The organism is Arthrobacter sp. StoSoilA2 (assembly GCF_019977195.1).
Lineage (GTDB): Bacteria > Actinomycetota > Actinomycetes > Actinomycetales > Micrococcaceae > Arthrobacter.
In genome coordinates this window covers 1,546,174-1,564,627 of the sequence record NZ_AP024643.1, presented here as the reverse complement: position 1 = coordinate 1,564,627, position 18,454 = coordinate 1,546,174, and the positions used below count along the sequence as shown (strand labels likewise).

Genomic DNA, 18,454 nt, shown 5'->3' with positions numbered 1-18,454 from the left:
GACTCAACCTTGTTCGGGATCCTTACTGCCAACGCCGTTCCCGTGCGTCCCCGGCAGGGCGCGCGTCCCCGGCAGGGGCGGGGCCTTGGACCGGTATCTGTGTCCGGTAGGCGTAATGATTTCCAGTGTGTGCATGCCGGGCTTCCCAGCCAGCGGCTTTGCCGTCCAGCCGGGGTTTTCCTTGGTGTGGTTGCACTGTTCGCAGAGTCCAGCCCCGTTTGCCAGATCGGTTGGTCCACGATTTTGCCACGGAACGATGTGGTCGATATGCCGAATGGGCGCGTCACAATATGGTGTTCGGCAGGTATTGTCCCTTGCTTCGATGAAGCGCCGCATTCCGACAGGGAAGAGGCGCGCCTTTGAGTCCGTCGACACAAGTTCACCGGTACCAGGTGCTGTGAACAGCCTGCGAAGCCACACGTCAATGCCCGGTTCTTGAGAAGTCTGCCCGCGAGGGTCCTGCCCGCTGGCCGTAGCCACGCCCTCACCTGCTTCGATGAGTGACCGCCCAGCCGGCAGGAACAATCCCGTATCCTTGAGCCGTGCGGGCTCAGTGTCGCCTTGGAAGAGGGTGCGGTCGGTCATAATGAGCTGGACCTCCACCTTGGAAATGCCGCCAGCGGTACCGGTAAGCCGATCAACCAAAGTATCGGCCATGACTTGCCCACGGGAGCGGTCATCTCCGCTGGATTTGGCAGTGTCAGCGAATTGGCTGAGGGCTGCGTAAGCTGCAACGCCTTGGGCTACGGGCAGCAGTGCGGTGAGGTAGGTCATCGTATCCGGTGCAGGGCGGAGGCTGACGTGCCGCTCCGTGGCTGCGCGGGCTGCGCGCTGGGTGACGGAACGGGGGTCACGGCGGTAAGCGGCTGCTTTGACTGCAGCGATGATGGCGCGGTCTCCGGCGCAGTCGAAGGTTCCGGTGTCGGCGGCGAGTTCTTCGTCGACCGCGCAGCGGTCTTCCGAGGAGAGGCAGGCTGTTTCCTTTACCAGCAGCGTCGCCCGCCACTCGTTGAGCTGGCCAGCCTCCACCGCAGCCAGGGTGCGTGGCATCTCAATCAGCAAAGCCTTTGCCAGGCCCAGCAACCGGGATCCTCGGTTCGGCGACTCCCGCCTGGCCAACGCCACCTGCGCGGCCACTCCCTTGCCCTGCTCCGAGGCGGGAACGCCGGACTCCGCCTGCGCCTGACGCTGGGCCAGATCAAAGGCCACAGCAATCCTGGCCTGCAGACCGGAGATGGCGGACTTCATGTCCTCCAACACACGCAGTTGGTCAATCAGGTCACTTGCAATCGTGCCTGCCCGGACAGTGTTGCCCGGGTGAACGGGCGGGAGCGCCGCGACTGTACTCCCGCTGCTCCTGCATCTTGTCCATGCCTCAACTCTCCCAAAGGGGTACGACAATTTTTAGTAAAGACCGGCAGAGCCGATGAAATATTGCGCAGAGTGCAAACTTGCACTTAGTGTAAGTATGTGACTTCAATCAGCAGCGAGCCGGGCACCGTGGAATCGGCCGAACCCTCCGGACCTTCACGGCGCGAGCTCAACAAGGCGGCAACCCGGGCCTCCATCACCACCGCAGCCCTTGACCTTTTGCGCACCAACGGCCCGGGCAATTTCACGGTGGAGGACATCACTGCCAGCGCTGGCGTTTCGCGTCGCACGTTTTTCAACTACTTTTCGAGCCTCGAGGCTGCCCTCGCGTCCGTGGCCGACGGCTTCATGGATCGCGCCCTCGAGCAATTCCGCCTGAGGCCAGCGGAGGAGTCGATCCTCGAATCCGCACAGGCCGCGCTGATGGCCCTCGCTGACCCCATGTCCGTAGCACCCATGGCCGAACTCTTCAGCCTCACCCACGAGAACCGTTCCCTGGCCCGTTCCGAACTCGAAGCATGGGAGTACTGCACAGGGCAGATTATCGACGCCGCCCGCGGCAGGCTTGGCCCGGACACCAGCGAGCTCTACCTGCATGCCCTGGCCGGATCCGTCATCTCGTGCGGCAAGGCAGCCATGACAGTTTGGTTCGCCGAACGTGGTCCTGACCTATCGGCCGAATCGCTGGCGGTTCTGCGCCAGTACCTCATCGACGCCATGGGCCTGCTGGGAGCCGGCTTCGCGCCGTCGTCGGAAGCCACTCCGCAAGCGGCGTCAGCTGCGCAAGCATCATCCTCCTCCTCCACAGATCGGTTCTGACATGGCCTCGTTCCTCTACCGTCTCGGCAAGTTTTCCTACCGCCGCCGCTGGCTGGTCATCTCGCTGTGGCTGGCAGTCCTCCTGGCCGTGGGAGGTTCGGCCGCCGCGTTCCACGGCAGCATGTCCAACAACTTCAGCATCCCCGGCACGGAAACGCAGAGGATGGCCGACAAACTCAAAGAAGCCCTGCCCGACGCGTCCGGCGGCTCGGCGAGCGTGGCCTTCGACGCCGGCGACTCCGGTTTTGACCAAGCCAAGAAGGACGCCGTTGCCACTGCGCTCACCAAGCTTGAAGCCATGCCGGACGTGCAGGGAACGGTGAATCCGTTCACCACGCAGGAGCAGCTGGACAAGGCCGCGGCCGACATCGCCGATGGCGAAGCGAAGGCTGCCGAAGGCAAGACCCAGCTGGACGCAGCCCGTGCCCAGCTGGAAGCGGGCGAAGCCCAGCTTGCCGGTGCGGAACAGCAGATGACCGCAACAGGCCTCACGCCGGCACAAATCGAGGCCCAACTTGCGCCTCAGCGTGCCGAACTCGCCGCCAACAAAGCAAAGCTCGACGCCGGTGCCAAGGAAGCAGCGGACGGAGCCACCGCGTTGGCCTTGGGAAAGCGCCAGCTGGAGGCCTCCCAAGGGATGCGCTTCGTGTCCACTGACAACAAGGCCGCCATCGCCCAGGTCCAATTCAAGACCTCCATCAATGCCGTTGATCCCGCCGTCCGCAAGCAAGTTCAGGACATTGTTCAGGGCGTCTCCTCGGCCGGTGTCACGGCATACGCCAGCAAGGAAATCACCGAGGACGTCTCACAGATCTTCGGAGTGGCGGAGATCGTCGGTGTCGCAGTGGCAGCCCTCGTTCTGATCCTCATGCTGGGCACGCTCATCGCAGCCGGCCTGCCCCTCGTCATGGCCCTCATCGGCGTGGCGGTGGGCGTCGGCGGAACATTCGCGCTAACCGGCGTGATCAACATGAGCTCCATCTCCCCGATGCTTGCCCTGATGCTCGGGCTTGCAGTCGGCATCGACTACTCCCTGTTCATCGTCAACCGCCACCGCAACCAGCTCCTCGCCGGAATGGACGGCGAGGAATCCGCAGCCCTCGCCACCGGAACATCAGGCAACGCCGTACTGTTCGCGGGCCTCACCGTCATCATCGCGTTGGCGGCACTCGTGGTCCCGGGGCTGCCCTTCCTGGCTGTCATGGGTGTTGCCGCCGCAGCGACAGTTGCCGTCGCCGTCGTCGTTGCTTTGACCTTGACGCCCGCCGTTCTGGCTTTGATCGGCCCCAAACTCATCTCCAAGCGAGCATGGGCCAAAGCCGCCAAGCACAATGCCGAGCCGGGCCACGAAGCCGCGGATCGGGCCCTGGAAGAAAAGCGCAGCAGCAGCGGCTGGGGCGGCTTGGTCACACGGCATCCTTGGGTTTCCCTTGTAGCCAGCGTGGTTCTGTTGGGCGCCCTGGCGCTGCCGGCTTCCCAGCTTCGCCTGGCACTTCCCGACGGCGGATCCGAGCCAGTCGATTCGCAAGCCTTCAAAGCCTACGACCTCACGCGCAGCAGCTTCGGCGAAGGCGTCACCGGACCGATCGTCGTCGTCGCCGAATTCCCGGAGGGGCTCAGCGAAACCGATGCCAAGAACAAGCAGTTCGACGTCGCGGAACAGCTGCGTAGCGTGGAAAACGTCACGGCGGCCGTGCCTGTGGCCCTGAGCGAAGATCGCCGCACGGCCGTCTTCCAGGTCATTCCCAAAGAAGGCCCAGCCAGCGCCAGCACAGTCCAGGTAGTTTCCGACATCCGGGCCAAGGGCACTCAAATCCGCGAGAACCTCGACGTCAGCATCGGCCTCACCGGCCAGACAGCCGGCAACATTGACGTCTCCGCAAAGCTCGGGGCTGCACTGCCGCCGTACTTGGCGATCGTCGTCGGACTTTCGCTGATCCTGTTGCTGCTCGTCTTCCGCTCGATTGTGGTTCCTCTGCTCGCCACCGGCGGGTTCCTCTTGTCACTGGCCGCCGCATTCGGCGCCGTCGTGGCCGTCTATCAATGGGGCTGGTTGGGAGCAATTTTCGACGTCGCCAACCCGGGCGCCGTCCTGAGCTTCCTGCCGATCATCCTGATCGGCGTGCTGTTTGGCCTCGCGATGGACTATCAGGTGTTCATAACATCCGGCATGCGTGAATCATTTATGCATGGTGAGAACGCCAAACACGCTGTTCGCACCGGCTTCAGCCACGCCGCAGCAGTGGTCACCGCAGCCGCGATCATCATGGTCAGTGTGTTCTCCGGCTTCATTTTCAGCCACCTCACCATGGTCCGGCCGTTGGGCTTCGCGATGGCGTTCGGTGTGCTGATCGATGCCTTCGTCGTCCGCATGACAATCGTTCCCGCCGTCATGTACCTGCTTGGCGAGAAGGCCTGGTGGTTGCCCAAGTGGTTGCAGCGCATCCTGCCGGATGTGGACGTCGAAGGCGCCAAACTGAACCGGAGCGACCGCCGCAAGGCCGGCTCCGAGGAACTGGTCCACTGATCCTCGCTCACATCCACCACCAATCTGACCGGCCCTCTCTCACATCCACCCCCAATCTGACCGTCCCTCTCTCACATCCACCACCGATCTGACCGGTCCTCTCTCACATCCACCCCCGATCTGACCGGTCCTCTCTCACATCCTGCAGAACGTCCGACGTCGGCGCTCAACCTTGGCGCCGACGTCGGGCGTTTCTGGCGTCGATCCGAATCAGAGCATCGATAACCTCGGCAGCCGTGCGGCGAGTGAGGGTCGGCGGCGGCACGTCGTTGGGCCATTCCTGCCCGCGGGAGACCCAACCGGTCTTTAATCGCGCCGCGCGTCCACCCGAGATATCGGCGATGGGATGATCTCCCACCATCCAGCCATCGGTCAGATCGCAACCCCATTCCTGCGCCGCCAGCCGAAAAATCCCAGCATCAGGCTTCTTCATGCCAACAGCCTCGGAAATCACGACGCAATCGACGTAGGGTTCAATTCCTAGGTGTTCGATCTTCTGTGTCTGCTGCGCCGTCGCCCCATTCGTGACGATGCCAATCCTCCATCCGGCCTCCCGCGCCTCCCTCAGTGCGATGCGCGTACGCGGATCCATGGTCATCAGTTCCACATGCTCAAAGAGCAAGGTGTCTACCAGGGCTTCGATTCCACGGTCCATGCGAAAACGCTGTTTGATGGCGAGAGCCAAGGATCCCCGCGGCTCATAACCATCCCGGTCTGCAGTGATGAGCCATGCTGCATCAGAATGCGGCCTGCCAAGCGAGCGCACGAAATTCGTAGCCCAGCAAGCAAAGGCCGAAGTCCTGTCGACCAAGGTGTCGTCCAGGTCCACGAGCAGCAGCATTCGACCAGCGTAGGCGATGTGAGAGAACATCCCCCCAAAACCGGCAGGAAGTGAGAGAACAACGTATTAGGCTGGGACGGTGACCCGATTGATCCTTGCCTCGCAATCCCCTGCCCGCACCAAGTTGCTGAGGGAAGCGGGAATCCAGCACGACATCCTCGTCTCGGACGTGGATGAGGACGCGGTGCAGGCGCACTACGGCGTCACGGACGCGCACGACACTGCGCTGCTCCTGGCCCGGGCAAAGGCTGAAGCCGTGGCCGCGCTACCCGAGGCCGAGGGCGCCCTGGTGATCGGCTGCGATTCGGTTTTCGAGTTCGACGGCGAGTCCCACGGCAAGCCCTACACGGCGGAGGTCGCCCGCGAGCGGATGCTGCGCATGAGCGGCTCCAAGGGTGTGCTGCACACGGGTCACTGGCTTGTTGATTGCCGGGACACCGCAGCCGACGTGGACGAGAACGAGCCCGCGGACGGAACGGGAGCGACGGTCGGCTCTGTGTCGAGTGCCGAGGTTCACTTCGTTGAGATGACGGCGGACGACATCGACGCCTACATTGCCACCGGAGAACCGCTGCACTGCGCGGGCTCGTTCACCATCGACGGCCTGGGCGGCGCATTTATCCGCAAGGTGGACGGCGACCCGCACGCCGTCGTCGGGCTTTCCATCTCTACCCTGCGCGAACTGCTGGTCCACGCGAACGTTGGAATCACCGAACTGTGGGACGCGCACCAGTAGAAGCGATTTGTAGCAACCCTACAAAGGAACATCTCCTCACACACGGAATCCCCCATCAATATGGGCGGAACCCTCACAATCACGCTAGGCTCCTCAAGGACAGAAGGAGTCAACAACTTGTCAGCTAACCCGGCGCAGCCCATTTCCAGCCCTCTTACCAAGGTCTTGATTGCCAACCGCGGCGAAATCGCGGTCCGCATCATCCGAGCCGCCCGGGACGAAGGCATCGCCTCCGTAGCCGTCTACGCAGACCCGGACCGTGACGCCCTGCATGTCCGCCTCGCCGACGAAGCGTATGCCCTTGGCGGCAACACCGCAGCTGAGTCGTACCTGGTCATGGACAAGATCATTGACGTCGCCAAGCAAGCCGGCGCTGATGGGATCCACCCTGGGTACGGTTTCCTCGCCGAAAACGCAGAGTTCGCTGCCAAAGTGATCGAGGCCGGCATCACCTGGATCGGTCCCTCCCCCGAGGCAATCTCCGCCTTGGGCGACAAGGTGCAGGCGCGCCACATCGCCGAAAAGGTGGGCGCCCCGTTGGTTCCCGGCACCGCCGACCCCGTCCAGGACGCGGATGAGATCCTGAAGTTTGCCGAGGAATTCGGCCTGCCCATCGCCATTAAGGCTGCGTTTGGCGGTGGCGGACGCGGCATCAAGGTTGCCCGCACCATGGAAGAGATTCCTGAGCTGTACGAATCCGCAGTCCGTGAGGCCATTGCAGCTTTCGGCCGCGGCGAATGCTTTATCGAGCGCTTCCTGGACGCCCCGCGCCACGTCGAGACGCAGTGCCTGGCGGATGCTTACGGCAACGTTGTGGTTGTCTCCACCCGCGACTGCTCACTGCAACGCCGCAACCAGAAACTCGTCGAGGAAGCCCCGGCTCCCTACCTGAGCGAGGAGCAGAACAAGCGGCTCTACGAATCTTCCAAAGCCATACTGAAAGAAGCCAACTACCTCGGCGCCGGAACCTGCGAGTTCCTCGTGGGCCAGGACGGCACCATCTCCTTCCTCGAGGTCAACACCCGCCTCCAGGTGGAGCACTGTGTTTCCGAGGAAGTTACGGGCATCGACCTCGTACGCGAACAATTCCGCATTGCGCGCGGCGAAGTACTTGGCTACGAGGACCCCGAGGTCCGCGGCCACTCCTTCGAGTTCCGCATCACCGGCGAAGACCCCGGCCGCAACTTCATGCCCGCGCCCGGCACGGTCAGCACGTTGAAGAACCCCACTGGCCCGGGCATCCGCGTGGACTCCGGCATTGAGCAGGGCGACGTCATCAGCGGCAACTTCGACTCCATGCTGTCCAAGCTGATCGTCACCGGCGCCACCCGCGAACAAGCCCTCCAGCGCTCGCGCCGTGCCCTCGAGGAGATGGTGGTGGAAGGCATTCCCACCGTCATCCCCTTCGACCTCGCAGTGGTCACCGATCCCGACTTCGCACCGGCAGATGGCCCGTTCAAGGTCCACACCCGCTGGATCGAGACCGAGTTCGTTAACAACATCCCCGCTTGGACGGCCAGCGGCGCAGGTGCGGAAACGCCCGACGCCGGTGAGCGCCAGCGCGTCGTCGTCGAGGTTGGCGGCAAGCGGCTTGAGGTCGTTCTGCCGTCCGGCTTGGGCGCCAGCGTCGCCGCTGTTTCCAGCGGCTCGGGCACCAAATCGGGCAAGTCCAAGAAGCGTTCCCGCTCGGCAGGCGCTGCAGCCGCTGCCGCCGGCGGGGATGCACTGACCTCGCCGATGCAGGGCACCATCGTCAAGGTCGCAGCTGCCGACGGCGACGTCGTGGCCGAGGGCGATCTGATCGTTGTCCTGGAAGCCATGAAGATGGAGCAGCCATTGACGGCCCATAAGTCCGGCACAGTTCGTGGCCTCGCAGCCAGCGCCGGTGAGACGGTCGCTGCAGGCGCTGTCATCGCCACGATTGAGGACTAAGCGAGCTTCGAGGACTAAGCCAGCTTAACGACGTCGGCCCCGCACCTTCCGGTGCGGGGCCGACGTCGTTAATGTCCCCAAGGTCAGGCGACGTTGTTCTCGTAGTCCATGTCCTTGGTTTCGCGGGTGAACCAGAGCGCCACGAAAGTGACTACGGCGGCGATGGCCATGTACACGCCCACCAGCCAGGTGCTGCCGTTGGCTGCCGACCAGAGAGCGATGGCGACGAACGAGGCGGGGGCCGCTCCGATCATGGACGACAGGTTGTACGCCACAGCAGAACCGGTGTAACGGACGTTGGCCGGGAACAGCTCGGGCAGGATGGCTGCCATGGGGCCGAACGTCAGGCCCATGAGGGTGAAGCCCACAATGAGGCCAACCATGGCTGCTGCCTGGCCGGGGCCAAACATGGTGAACCACAGCGCACCGAATACGAAGATGCCGGCGGTGACGCCGAGCAGGAACTTGCGGCGCCCCCACTTCTCGGCCAGAGGTCCGGAAACCACGGTGAAGATACCAAAGAACACGACGCCGATGATCAGCATCCAGAGGAAGTCGGACCGGGTGATGCCCAGACCGGGAACAAACGCCGCAATCTGGTCCGCCGTCATGGGCTTGCCGGCCTTTTCGGCCGCGGCCTGGGCGCCGGCCAGGGTTGGCTTGGTGCCGTAGGACAGCGTGAACGTGGTCATGATGTAGAAGAGCACGTAGGTGGCGAACATGATGAAAGTGCCGGCCAGGACCGGACGCCAGTGGCTCTTGAGGGTCGCGGCAAGGGGCAGCTTCTGAACCTTTTCCTGTTCGATCACCTTGGTGAAGGACACGCTCTCCACCAGCTTCAGGCGAACGTAGAGGCCCACAATGACCAGGACTGCGCTAAGGATGAACGGAACACGCCAACCCCAAGCGAGGAATTCTTCGGCCGACAGGGCAACGTTCATCCAGATGAAGATCACGTTGGCGATGATGAAGCCAATAGGGGCACCCAGCTGCGGGAACGTTCCATAGATGGCACGCTTGCCCTCGGGGGCATTCTCGGTTGCCAGCAAAGCTGCACCGGACCATTCACCACCCAAAGCCAGGCCCTGGAAGAAGCGCAGGATTACCAACATGATCGGGGCCAGGATCGCCCACCCCTGCATGGATGCCGTGGGCAGGAGTCCGATCAGGAACGTTGCGATGCCCATGGTCAACAGCGAGGCAACCAGGGTGCCCTTGCGGCCGATCTTGTCACCAAAGTGGCCAAAGACGACGGCGCCGATGGGACGGGCGAAGAAGGCAACACCGAAGATGGCGAACGCACTGAGCAGCGCATTGATGTCAGTGGCGTCGGGGAAGAAGAGCTTGGGGAAGACGAGCACTGACGCAGTGGCATAGGCGTAGAAGTCGTAGAACTCGATCGTCGTGCCGATCAGGCTGGCGAAGATCACTTTGCCCCGCGAGTTCACTGGCTTGGTGTACTCGCCTTCCTTGGACGTAGCAGTCGAAGACATGTAGTAGCAGCTTTCGTTCACACCGGCCGATGGCCCTGGGAGCCTGCCCGGCGAAGGATTATTCGAGAGTTCAATAATAGTTCCCGCAGTCCATTGACTGGACAACTAAGTCCACTATGCGGACTAGTCGAAAAGTCTCACACTGTGGTCCGGGCCACACTACCTCACCATTGCCTCACGCGCTGGTGACCCCGCCGATAGGGAAATGTCACAGCACGTTTACAAAGGGCGACGGTCCGCGAAACGCGTGAAACCTACCTTGGAAGAACAACGTCCCCCAAAGGAGGCACTCCGTGACTGTTGACCGCACTGCAGAAGAACTGGCCCCCACCCAGTCCACTGCTACCGCCGTTCCCACCCTTGAACACCGCCCCGGGCGCTGGATCGCCAACTGGGATGCCGAGGACAAGGGCCAGTGGGAAGCCGAAGGCCGGTCCATCGCCAAGCGCAATCTGTACTGGTCGATCTTCGCCGAATTCCTCGGCTTTGTCGTATGGCAGCTCTGGTCGATCGTTGTCGTCCAGCTCCCCGCAGCAGGTTTCAAGTTCGACACCAACCAGATCTTCTGGCTCATCTCCATCCCCAGCCTCGTAGGCGCCACGCTGCGAATCCCCTACACCTTCATGGTGCCGAAGTTCGGTGGCCGCAACTGGACCATCGTCTCGGCACTGCTCCTCCTGATTCCCGCCAGCGGCTTGGCGATCTGTGTTTCCAATCCGGAAACTCCGTTCGGTGTCATGCTCCTGGTTGCAGCCCTCGCTGGCTTCGGCGGAGGCAACTTCGCCAGCTCGATGGCCAACATCACCTTCTTCTACCCGGCCCGCGAAAAGGGCTGGGCACTGGGGCTGAACGCCGCGGGCGGAAACCTGGGTGCCGCCATCGCCCAGCTTGTGGTTCCCATCGCCATCACCCTGCTCGCAGCTGGAACGGTCAACCTCCCCATGGCCGGCATTATCTGGATCCCGCTGATCCTGATCGCGGCCTTTGGTGCCTGGAAGTACATGAACAACCTCACCAGCGCCAAGGGTGACGTGGCCGGATCCGTTGCGGCCCTCAAAGAACCACACCTGTGGATCATGGCGTTCCTTTACATCGGCACGTTCGGTTCCTTCATTGGCTTCGCCGGCGTCTTCCCGAAACTGATCAAGGACTACTTCCCCGATTTCTCCTCCATCCACGTCGGTGCGGTGGCCTTGTCCCTGGCATTCCTAGGCCCGCTGGTCGGTTCCCTTGCACGTCCCTACGGCGGACGCATGGCAGACCGCATGGGCGGCGCCCGGATGACCATTACGTCGTTCGCTTCGATGGCCGTCATCACCTTGACCATGATCTGGACCCTTCCGCTGAAGAACTTCTGGCTCTTCCTGACCCTGTTCCTGCTGCTCTTCGTAGCCAGCGGATTCGGTAACGGTGCAACGTACCGCATGATCCCGGTGATCTTCGCGACCTCCAGCCGGGCAGCCCGCGCAGGTGCCCCAAGCACCACCACGGCACGGTTGGCTTCCTCCTCACTGGGCCTGATCTCGGCGATCGGTGCCTACGGCGGATTCGTGATCCCCCAGGTACTGAACGCATCGAACACAGCAAGCGGCTCCTACACCCCGGCGTTCTACGGATTCGTTGGAGCCTACGTCCTGATGCTCACCGTCTGCTGGGCCTGCTACATCCGCCCCGCCCAGAAGCGCAACACGATCGGACACATCTAGATGCCCAACGGCGCCGATACCCACTGCCCGTACTGCGCGCTCCAGTGCGCCATGACGCTGGCCCCGGCTGCTTCGGCAGCCGGCGGCCCAGCGCCGGCGTCCTCGTCCGAGGCAGCACCGGCAAGCCCTGCCACACCCGCGATGCGCGGTGAAGTTGCCGTGCCCCTGGAAGTTTCAGGGCGCGACTTCCCCACCAACCGGGGCGGGCTGTGCCGCAAAGGCTGGACATCGGCGTCGTTGTTGCGTCACAACGGCCGCGTCACCGAACCAATGCTCAAAGGATCCGACGGCGTCCACCGGCCGATTTCGTGGGACCAGGCCCTCATGCTTGTCACCGCTGCTGTGAAGGACACCCAGAAGCAGTACGGAAACGACGCTGTCGGAGTTTTCGGTGGCGGCGGCCTCACCAACGAGAAGGCGTACATGCTGGGCAAGTTCGCCCGGCTGGCACTGCGCACCTCACGCATCGATTACAACGGCCGCTTCTGCATGTCGTCGGCGGCAGCGGCAGGCAACCGCGCCTTCGGCGTTGACCGCGGCCTCCCCTTCCCCGTCACTGACCTGGACTCCGCTTCCGTGATCCTCATGCTCGGCTCCAACGTCGCCGAGACCATGCCTCCGTTCGTCCAGCACCTTCAGGGCGCGCGCGACGCCGGCGGGCTGATCGTGGTGGATCCGCGCCGTTCGGCGACGGCAGCGTTCACGGGCGACGGCGGCGGCATCCATTTGCAGCCAACGCCCGGCACAGATTTGGCCCTCCTTTTGGGCATCAGCCACGTTGTGGTCCACGAAGGCCTGGCTGACACGAGCTATATCGAGGCAAACACCAAGGGCTATGCCGCCGTGGTTCGCAGCCTCAACGCCTTCTGGCCCGAGCGCGTCCAGTCCATCACCGGCGTCCCGGCCACCCTCATCCGCGAAACCGCCCGGCGTCTGGCCCAGGGCGCCCGCAACGGCGGGAGCTATATCCTCAGCGGCCGTGGAGTGGAACAGCACGTCGATGGAACTGACACCGCAACCGCAGCCATCAACCTCAGCCTGCTCCTTGGCCTGCCCGGCTCGGCCCGCAGCGGCTACGGCACGCTGACCGGCCAAGGCAACGGCCAGGGTGGCCGTGAGCACGGCCAGAAGGCCGATCAACTCCCCGGCTACCGCAAGATCACCGACCCCGCTGCACGCGCCCACGTGGCCAAGGTCTGGGGCGTCGACGAGTCACTGATCCCGGGAGCCGGCTTGCCCGCCGTCGAGCTTCTTAAGTCCCTGGGACAGCCCGACGGCGTCCGTTGCCTTTTCGTGCATGGCGCCAACGTTGTGGTTTCGGCGCCGGATACCAACGCGGTGACCCAGGGACTTCGCAGCCTGGACTTCCTGGTGGTGTGCGACTTCTTCATGTCCGAGACGGCCGTTGAAGCCGACCTCGTTCTCCCCGTCACCCAGTGGGCCGAGGAAGAGGGCACGCTGACCAACCTCGAGGGCCGCGTGATCCGCCGCCGCCGGGCACTCACCCCTCCCCCGGGTGTTCGCAACGAACTGTGGCTCATGTCCCGGCTCGCCGGGATGCTGGAAGCACCCTCCACGTTCAGTGACGACCCCGAGACAGTGTTCGAGGAACTGCGCTTGGCCTCGGCTGGCGGTCTGGCTGATTACTCCGGTATCGACTACGACATGCTGGATCGCGGCGAGGCTGCCTACTGGCCGTACCCCGTGGGCAGCCAGGGAACGCCGCGCCTCTTCGCTGACGGATTCGCCCACGCCGATGGCCGCGCCGTGATGGTCCCGGTTACCCCCTCCAAGCGGGCTGTACGTTCGTTTGCGGACGACTCCCTGGCACTCGCCACTGGCCGCCTCCTGGAGCACTACCAGTCCGGCGCCCAGACCCGCCGCGTGAGCGAGCTGCTGGCTTCCCAGCCACAGGCCAAACTCCTGATTCACCCTGGCACGGCAGCGGCGCGTGGCATTGCCGACGGCGATTACGCAACCGTGACCAACCAGCGCGGTGAGGTCCTGTGCCGGGCGGAGCTTAGCAATTCGGTCCGCCCGGACACTGTGTTCCTGCCGTTCCATTTCCCGGGCCAGGAAAACGCCAACCGCCTCACGGAGGCGGTCACCGATCCCATTTCCGGCATGCCGGAGTTCAAGACCAGCCGGGTATGGGTCCGGCGGGCAGCGTCCACCACAGTGTCAGCGGCTCCAGCCGCTGTGCCTGCCGGATCCGGGCTGCCCCTGCACGCCAAGGAGGCATCATGAGCGAGCGCATTGTTGTTGTTGGATTCGGCCCGGTTGCTGCGCGACTGGTGGACGAACTGCTTCCCGCGGTCCGCACAGGACTCGTGCAACTTCTGGTGGTCGGACAGGAAGCTGAGGCCGCTTACAACCGCGTCATGGTTGCAGAACTCGGCGTCGGACGGACCACTCTTGAAGCCCTGGCAATGGCCGACGCTGTTGAACTGGAGGCCGACGGCGTTGACGTGCGGTTGGGTGTCAAGGTCAAGAGGATTGACCGCGCACGCCAGCAGGTGATTCTCTCCGACGGCACCAATGAACACTACGACCGTCTGGTGTTTGCCACCGGCTCCCGGCCCGTCATTCCCAACCTCACCGGGTTGAACCCCGATCCTTCTGGCCCCGTGCTTCCGCCAGGTGTCACTGCCCTGCGCGATCTTCGCGATGCCGCGGTACTCCGCGAAGCTGTGGCCGGCGGCAAGCGCGTCGTGGTCCTGGGTGGTGGCGTCCTTGGCCTGGAAACCGCCCTCGCCGCCGCGGAGGAAGGGGCCCAGGCAACCGTGGTCCACAACGGCCCCTTCCCTTTGGGCCGCAGCATTGACCGCGGCAGCGGTTCCGTCCTGACGAGCAGCCTTCGTGCGGGCGGCGTCCGGATGGCCGGCAATGCGAGGTCTACCGGCGTGGAAACCGCTGGCCCCGGCGGAAGCTTCTCTGCGCTGCTGCTGGAAGACGGCTCGGCGATCGACGGCGACCTGCTGGTCCTCTCCTGTGGAGTCCGCCCGCGGATCGAGCTGGCTGAAGGCTGTGGCCTTCCGACCGGCGCTGGGATCCTGGTGGACCACCATCTCCGCACCTACCACGAGCCGCACATGTTCGCGATCGGCGATTGTGCAGAGGTCCGCTGCCTTGACGCTTCCTGCCTTGATTGCCGGACTGCCACCGGCCCCTCCGGCTTGATAGGCCCGGGCTGGCGTCAGGCCGAGTGGCTTGCTGAATATTTGGTGGTCCTGGCACAAGACGGCCAGGAAGCCGCGGATGCGCTGGACGCCCTGCCCACGGAAAAGCCGGGCGTTGTGGTCCTGAAGGCGCGGGGCATCAACCTTGCCCTTGCCGGCGACAACCAGGCCGATCCGTGGGACGAAGAGCTGCTTGAAGCCGGGGCCGCATCCGGCCGGGCACGCCGCCAAATCTCCCAGTGGGCCGATCCCGAGCACGGCCGCTACGTCAAGATGACCACCCGTGGCGGCGTGTTGGAGGGTTTGGTGGCCGTGGGCATGCCGCGGACCGCTGCTGAGCTCGTCGTCCTTTTCGAACGTTCCTCAGAGCTACCGGCGGACCGTTCCCTGCTGCTTCGCCTGGACGGCCCTGACCAGTTGGGTTCAGGCAGCGCCACCAGCAACGATCCCCAGCGCACGGTGTGCCGTTGTGCCGGGGTCAGTGCCGCCAGCATCGAGGATTCCGTGTTGGAAGGTTGCAGCACTGTTGGCGAGGTCTCCAAGGCCACACGCGCCGGCACAGGCTGCGGAGGATGCCACGAGGACATCAAGGGGCTCATCGAAAAACATTTCCAAGCGGCTGCCGCCTGAGTAGCTCGCTCGGTTCGCGGGAAAGCTGCGGGTTCGTGGGAAGTTTCCCTGCGTGCTCGCACGCTTCCCGCGAATTCGTTGCCGGGGCTTCTAGACTTTCGGGGTGAAGATCTCCGAACCCGCGCCCGGCGTCCACTTTGTTGAAGGACCTGCGTCCAACTGGGTCATTCTCCGGGATGCCCCGGCCTCCGCGGACAGGTCCGCGTTCCTACTGATCGACAGCGGATACCCTGCCGATAGGGACCTGGTCCTCGAATCGATCACCGGGCTCGGGCTTGAGCCGGCTGATGCCAAAGCCATGCTCATCACCCACGGCCACGTGGACCACACGGGCTCGGCTGCGTACTTCTCCAGGACGTTCGGCACGCCCATCCTGTGTTCCCCCGAGGAATTGGCCCACGTGCAGGGCAAGGAAAAGCATCAGGTCACCATCGGCCAGGTGCTGGCACGGGCGTGGCGGCCACGTGTTTTCCGCTGGCTGCTCCATGTCATCCAAGCGAAAGCCCTCCAAGCCGAGCCCGCAACGCGTGCCGAGGCATGGGATGAGGACAGGCTCCGGAGCCTGCCTGGCCAACCGGAAGCGATCCTCTTGCCCGGTCACACCCCAGGCAACGTTGCCCTACTGATCCCCGGGGCGCAGGCCATCGCCGTAGGTGACACATTTGCCAGTGGCCACCCGATCAGTTCGAAGTCCGGCCCACAGATGCTGCACCGGATGTACCACTCGGATCCGGAGACCGCCCTCGCAGCGGCACGCTCACTGAGCAAGATCCAAGCCAATGTGATCCTGCCGGGGCACGGCCCAGCGCTGCGCATGTCCTTGGCGAAAGCCGTCGCCGCCCTGCGCACCTAAGAACACAGAACGCCCAAGGGGCCTGCAGCTACATGTGCACGTGCAAGCGCCGCGCTGCCTCCGAGATGGACCCTGTCAGTGACGGGTACACCGTGAAAGCGCTGGCGACGTCGTCCACGTGCAGTTTCTGCGTGACGGCCACGGAGATCGGGAAGATGAGCTCGGAAGCGTTGGGGCCAACCACCACGCCACCGATCACGGTGCCGGAACCCTTGCGGGCGATGATCTTGACGAAGCCATCCTTGGTGTTGCGCATCTTGGCGCGGGCGTTGCTGAGCAGCGAGAGCATCACGACGTCGCCCTGGTACTTGCCGGAGGCGAGGTCGGCCTCGGAAACGCCCACCGAAGCGATTTCCGGGGAGGTGAAGATGTTGGACGCCACCTGGTTGAGCTTGAGCGGCTTCACGCCATCACCCATGAAGTGGGCAACCGCGATGCGGCCCTGCATGGCAGCGACGGACGCCAACGCGAACACGCCGGTGCAGTCGCCGGCAGCGTAGATGTTGGGGGCAGTGGTGCGCGAAACACCATCCACCTTGATGTGCCCGGACTCCGTCAAGGTCACCCCGGCTTCCTCAAGCCCGATTCCCGCTGTGTTGGGGATGGAACCAACGCACACCAGGCAGTGCGAGCCCGTAACCACCGATCCATCACCAAGGGTGACCTTCACGCCGTCGTCCGTCCGCTCAACTGCGTTGGCGCGCGACCGGGACAACACGCGTACGCCCCTGCGCTCGAACACGCCTTCCAGCAGTTTGGCAGCGTCCGTGTCCTCACCGGGGAGGACCTGGTCGCGGCTGGAAATCAGCGTGACCTTGGAGCCGAGGCCGTTGTAGGCAGATGCGAACTCAGCACCGGTTACACCGGAGCCCACCACGATCAGTTCCTCGGGCAATTCGTCGAGGTTGTAGATCTGGGCCCAGTTGAGGATGCGTTCGCCGTCGGGCTTGGCGGTAGGGAGTTCGCGCGGGTGCGCCCCCACCGCCAGCAGGATGGCATCGGCGTCGATGGTGCGGACGCCTTCAAGGGTCAGCACCTCAATGGTGTTGTTGTCCAGCAACTTGCCGGAACCGATCACAATCTCAACGCCGAGGCGCTCCAGCCCCGTGCGGATGTCGTGGGACTGTCCACGGGCCAGATCCAGGACGCGATCGTTGATGTGCTTCAGGTCGGCGCGGGGCTTGGAGCCGCCACCGTCACCGTCGAATTTGACGCCCAACTCGTCCGCCTCACCGACGCGGGTCATGAGGTCGGCGGTGGCAATAAGGGTTTTGGAAGGCACGACGTCGGTCAGCACGGCGGAGCCGCCAAGGCCTGCCCGCTCGATGATGGTGACTTTTGCGCCAAGGGACGCGGCCACCATGGCGGCTTCATATCCTCCGGGACCACCTCCCAGAATCGCGATACGGGGGGAACTGAAGTCAACTTGGGTGGTCACAATCCTCAATTCTCGCTCATTGCACGGCAGGCTGCCAGTCAGCCAAGCCTCACCCGCCGGCGCGGACGGGTCCCTACCAAATTGCCGCACACGCAAGGTAGCTTGTACCAGTGAGTAACACTGAGCTGATGAACACAGACCCCTTCGAAGCTGCGCGGGCCGCGGCGGACTTCATCGCCGCCGAGACCGGCGTAGAGTCCCACGACGTAGCCTTGGTGCTCGGTTCCGGCTGGGCCGAAGCTGCCGATCTCATTGGCGAAACCACCGCCACCTTGAATGCCTCGGAGGTTCCCGGTTTCCATCAACCTTCCGTTGTGGGCCATGTTGGAACCATCCGCTCCGTCCTGACCAAGGAAGGCAAGCGCGCTCTGGTCCTCGGAGCCAGGACGCACTACTACGAAGGCAAGGGTGTCCGGTCCGTGGTCCATGGCGTGCGCACTGCCGCAGCCGCGGGCTGCAAGACGCTGGTCCTCACCAATGGCTGCGGTGGCCTCAACGAGGAATGGACCCCGGGCACGCCTGTTCTCATCAGCGACCACATCAACCTGACCGCCACCTCCCCGCTCGAGGGCGCCACGTTCGTGGACCTCACGGACCTCTACTCCTCACGCGTCCGGCAACTGGCCCGCGAGGTGGATCCCTCACTGCAGGAGGGTGTCTACGCCCAGTTCAGCGGCCCCCACTACGAGACGCCTGCCGAGGTCCAGTACGCCAAGCGCATCGGCGCTGACCTCGTGGGGATGTCCACGGCGTTGGAAGCCATCGCCGGACGCCATGCAGGCATGGAGGTCTTCGGCATCTCGCTGGTCACCAACCTTGCCGCGGGCATCAGCCCGGTTCCGCTGAGCCACGCCGAGGTCCTCGAAGCCGGCCAAGCGGCGGGCAAGCGTATTTCCACGCTGCTGGCGGAGATCATCGCGAAGCTCTAA

Annotated in this window: 13 protein-coding genes; 9 read left to right on the top strand and 4 right to left on the bottom strand. The window is 64.0% G+C overall.

The features are described from left to right. Positions 1–3: 3 nt before the first annotated feature. Positions 4–1,290, bottom strand: a complete 1,287-nt coding sequence (locus tag LDN82_RS07215; RefSeq protein WP_224167489.1) for an HNH endonuclease signature motif containing protein — start codon at positions 1,288–1,290, stop codon at positions 4–6. A gap of 180 nt (positions 1,291–1,470) precedes the next feature. Between LDN82_RS07215 and LDN82_RS07210 the strand changes: the two genes are divergently transcribed. Together LDN82_RS07210 and LDN82_RS07205 are read left to right on the top strand one after the other, a co-directional pair. Then, positions 1,471–2,190 (top strand): TetR/AcrR family transcriptional regulator, encoded by a 720-nt coding sequence (locus LDN82_RS07210; protein WP_224166886.1) that lies wholly within the window; start codon positions 1,471–1,473, stop codon positions 2,188–2,190. 1 nt (position 2,191) lies between these two features. Then, positions 2,192–4,717: an MMPL family transporter gene (locus LDN82_RS07205; protein WP_224166885.1), complete on the top strand. Its 2,526-nt coding sequence runs from the start codon at positions 2,192–2,194 to the stop codon at positions 4,715–4,717. Between the two features lie 166 nt (positions 4,718–4,883). On the opposite strand, the gene LDN82_RS07200 is transcribed toward LDN82_RS07205, so the two are convergent. Beyond that, positions 4,884–5,558: an HAD family hydrolase gene (locus LDN82_RS07200; RefSeq protein WP_224166884.1), complete on the bottom strand. Its 675-nt coding sequence runs from the start codon at positions 5,556–5,558 to the stop codon at positions 4,884–4,886. A 79-nt stretch (positions 5,559–5,637) separates the two neighbouring features. Here LDN82_RS07200 and LDN82_RS07195 point away from each other — a divergent pair, with 79 nt between their 5' ends. After that, positions 5,638–6,294 carry a nucleoside triphosphate pyrophosphatase gene (locus LDN82_RS07195; RefSeq protein WP_224166883.1) on the top strand — a complete coding sequence of 219 codons (657 nt, stop codon included), beginning with the start codon at positions 5,638–5,640 and terminating at the stop codon, positions 6,292–6,294. Positions 6,295–6,354: 60 nt separating this feature from the next. Next, a complete protein-coding gene (locus tag LDN82_RS07190) occupies positions 6,355–8,226 on the top strand; it encodes a biotin carboxylase N-terminal domain-containing protein (RefSeq protein ID WP_224091928.1) in 1,872 nt (623 codons plus the stop codon). A gap of 83 nt (positions 8,227–8,309) precedes the next feature. On the opposite strand, the gene LDN82_RS07185 is transcribed toward LDN82_RS07190, so the two are convergent. Continuing rightward, positions 8,310–9,719 (bottom strand): MFS transporter, encoded by a 1,410-nt coding sequence (locus tag LDN82_RS07185; protein ID WP_224091926.1) that lies wholly within the window; start codon positions 9,717–9,719, stop codon positions 8,310–8,312. A 293-nt stretch (positions 9,720–10,012) separates the two neighbouring features. Here LDN82_RS07185 and LDN82_RS07180 point away from each other — a divergent pair, with 293 nt between their 5' ends. From LDN82_RS07180 to LDN82_RS07165, 4 genes are all read left to right on the top strand, one after another. After that, positions 10,013–11,425 carry an MFS transporter gene (locus tag LDN82_RS07180; RefSeq protein WP_224091923.1) on the top strand — a complete coding sequence of 471 codons (1,413 nt, stop codon included), beginning with the start codon at positions 10,013–10,015 and terminating at the stop codon, positions 11,423–11,425. Then, on the top strand, positions 11,426–13,672 hold the full coding sequence (locus tag LDN82_RS07175; protein ID WP_224166882.1) for a molybdopterin oxidoreductase family protein: 2,247 nt from the start codon (positions 11,426–11,428) through the stop codon (positions 13,670–13,672). Further along, positions 13,669–15,234, top strand: coding sequence for an FAD-dependent oxidoreductase (locus LDN82_RS07170; RefSeq protein ID WP_224091911.1), 1,566 nt, complete (start codon positions 13,669–13,671; stop codon positions 15,232–15,234). Before LDN82_RS07175 ends, LDN82_RS07170 begins: the two co-directional genes overlap by 4 nt. A 103-nt stretch (positions 15,235–15,337) precedes the next feature. Next, the gene (locus tag LDN82_RS07165; RefSeq protein ID WP_224166881.1) at positions 15,338–16,087 is read left to right on the top strand and encodes an MBL fold metallo-hydrolase; all 750 of its coding nucleotides are present in this window, start codon (positions 15,338–15,340) and stop codon (positions 16,085–16,087) included. A gap of 28 nt (positions 16,088–16,115) precedes the next feature. Here the strand turns inward: LDN82_RS07165 and LDN82_RS07160 are convergent, their stop codons facing one another. Beyond that, the gene (locus tag LDN82_RS07160; protein WP_224091906.1) at positions 16,116–17,525 is read right to left on the bottom strand and encodes an NAD(P)H-quinone dehydrogenase; all 1,410 of its coding nucleotides are present in this window, start codon (positions 17,523–17,525) and stop codon (positions 16,116–16,118) included. A gap of 110 nt (positions 17,526–17,635) precedes the next feature. On the opposite strand from LDN82_RS07160, the gene LDN82_RS07155 reads away from it, so the two are divergent. Next, positions 17,636–18,454: a purine-nucleoside phosphorylase gene (locus tag LDN82_RS07155; protein WP_216926922.1), complete on the top strand. Its 819-nt coding sequence runs from the start codon at positions 17,636–17,638 to the stop codon at positions 18,452–18,454.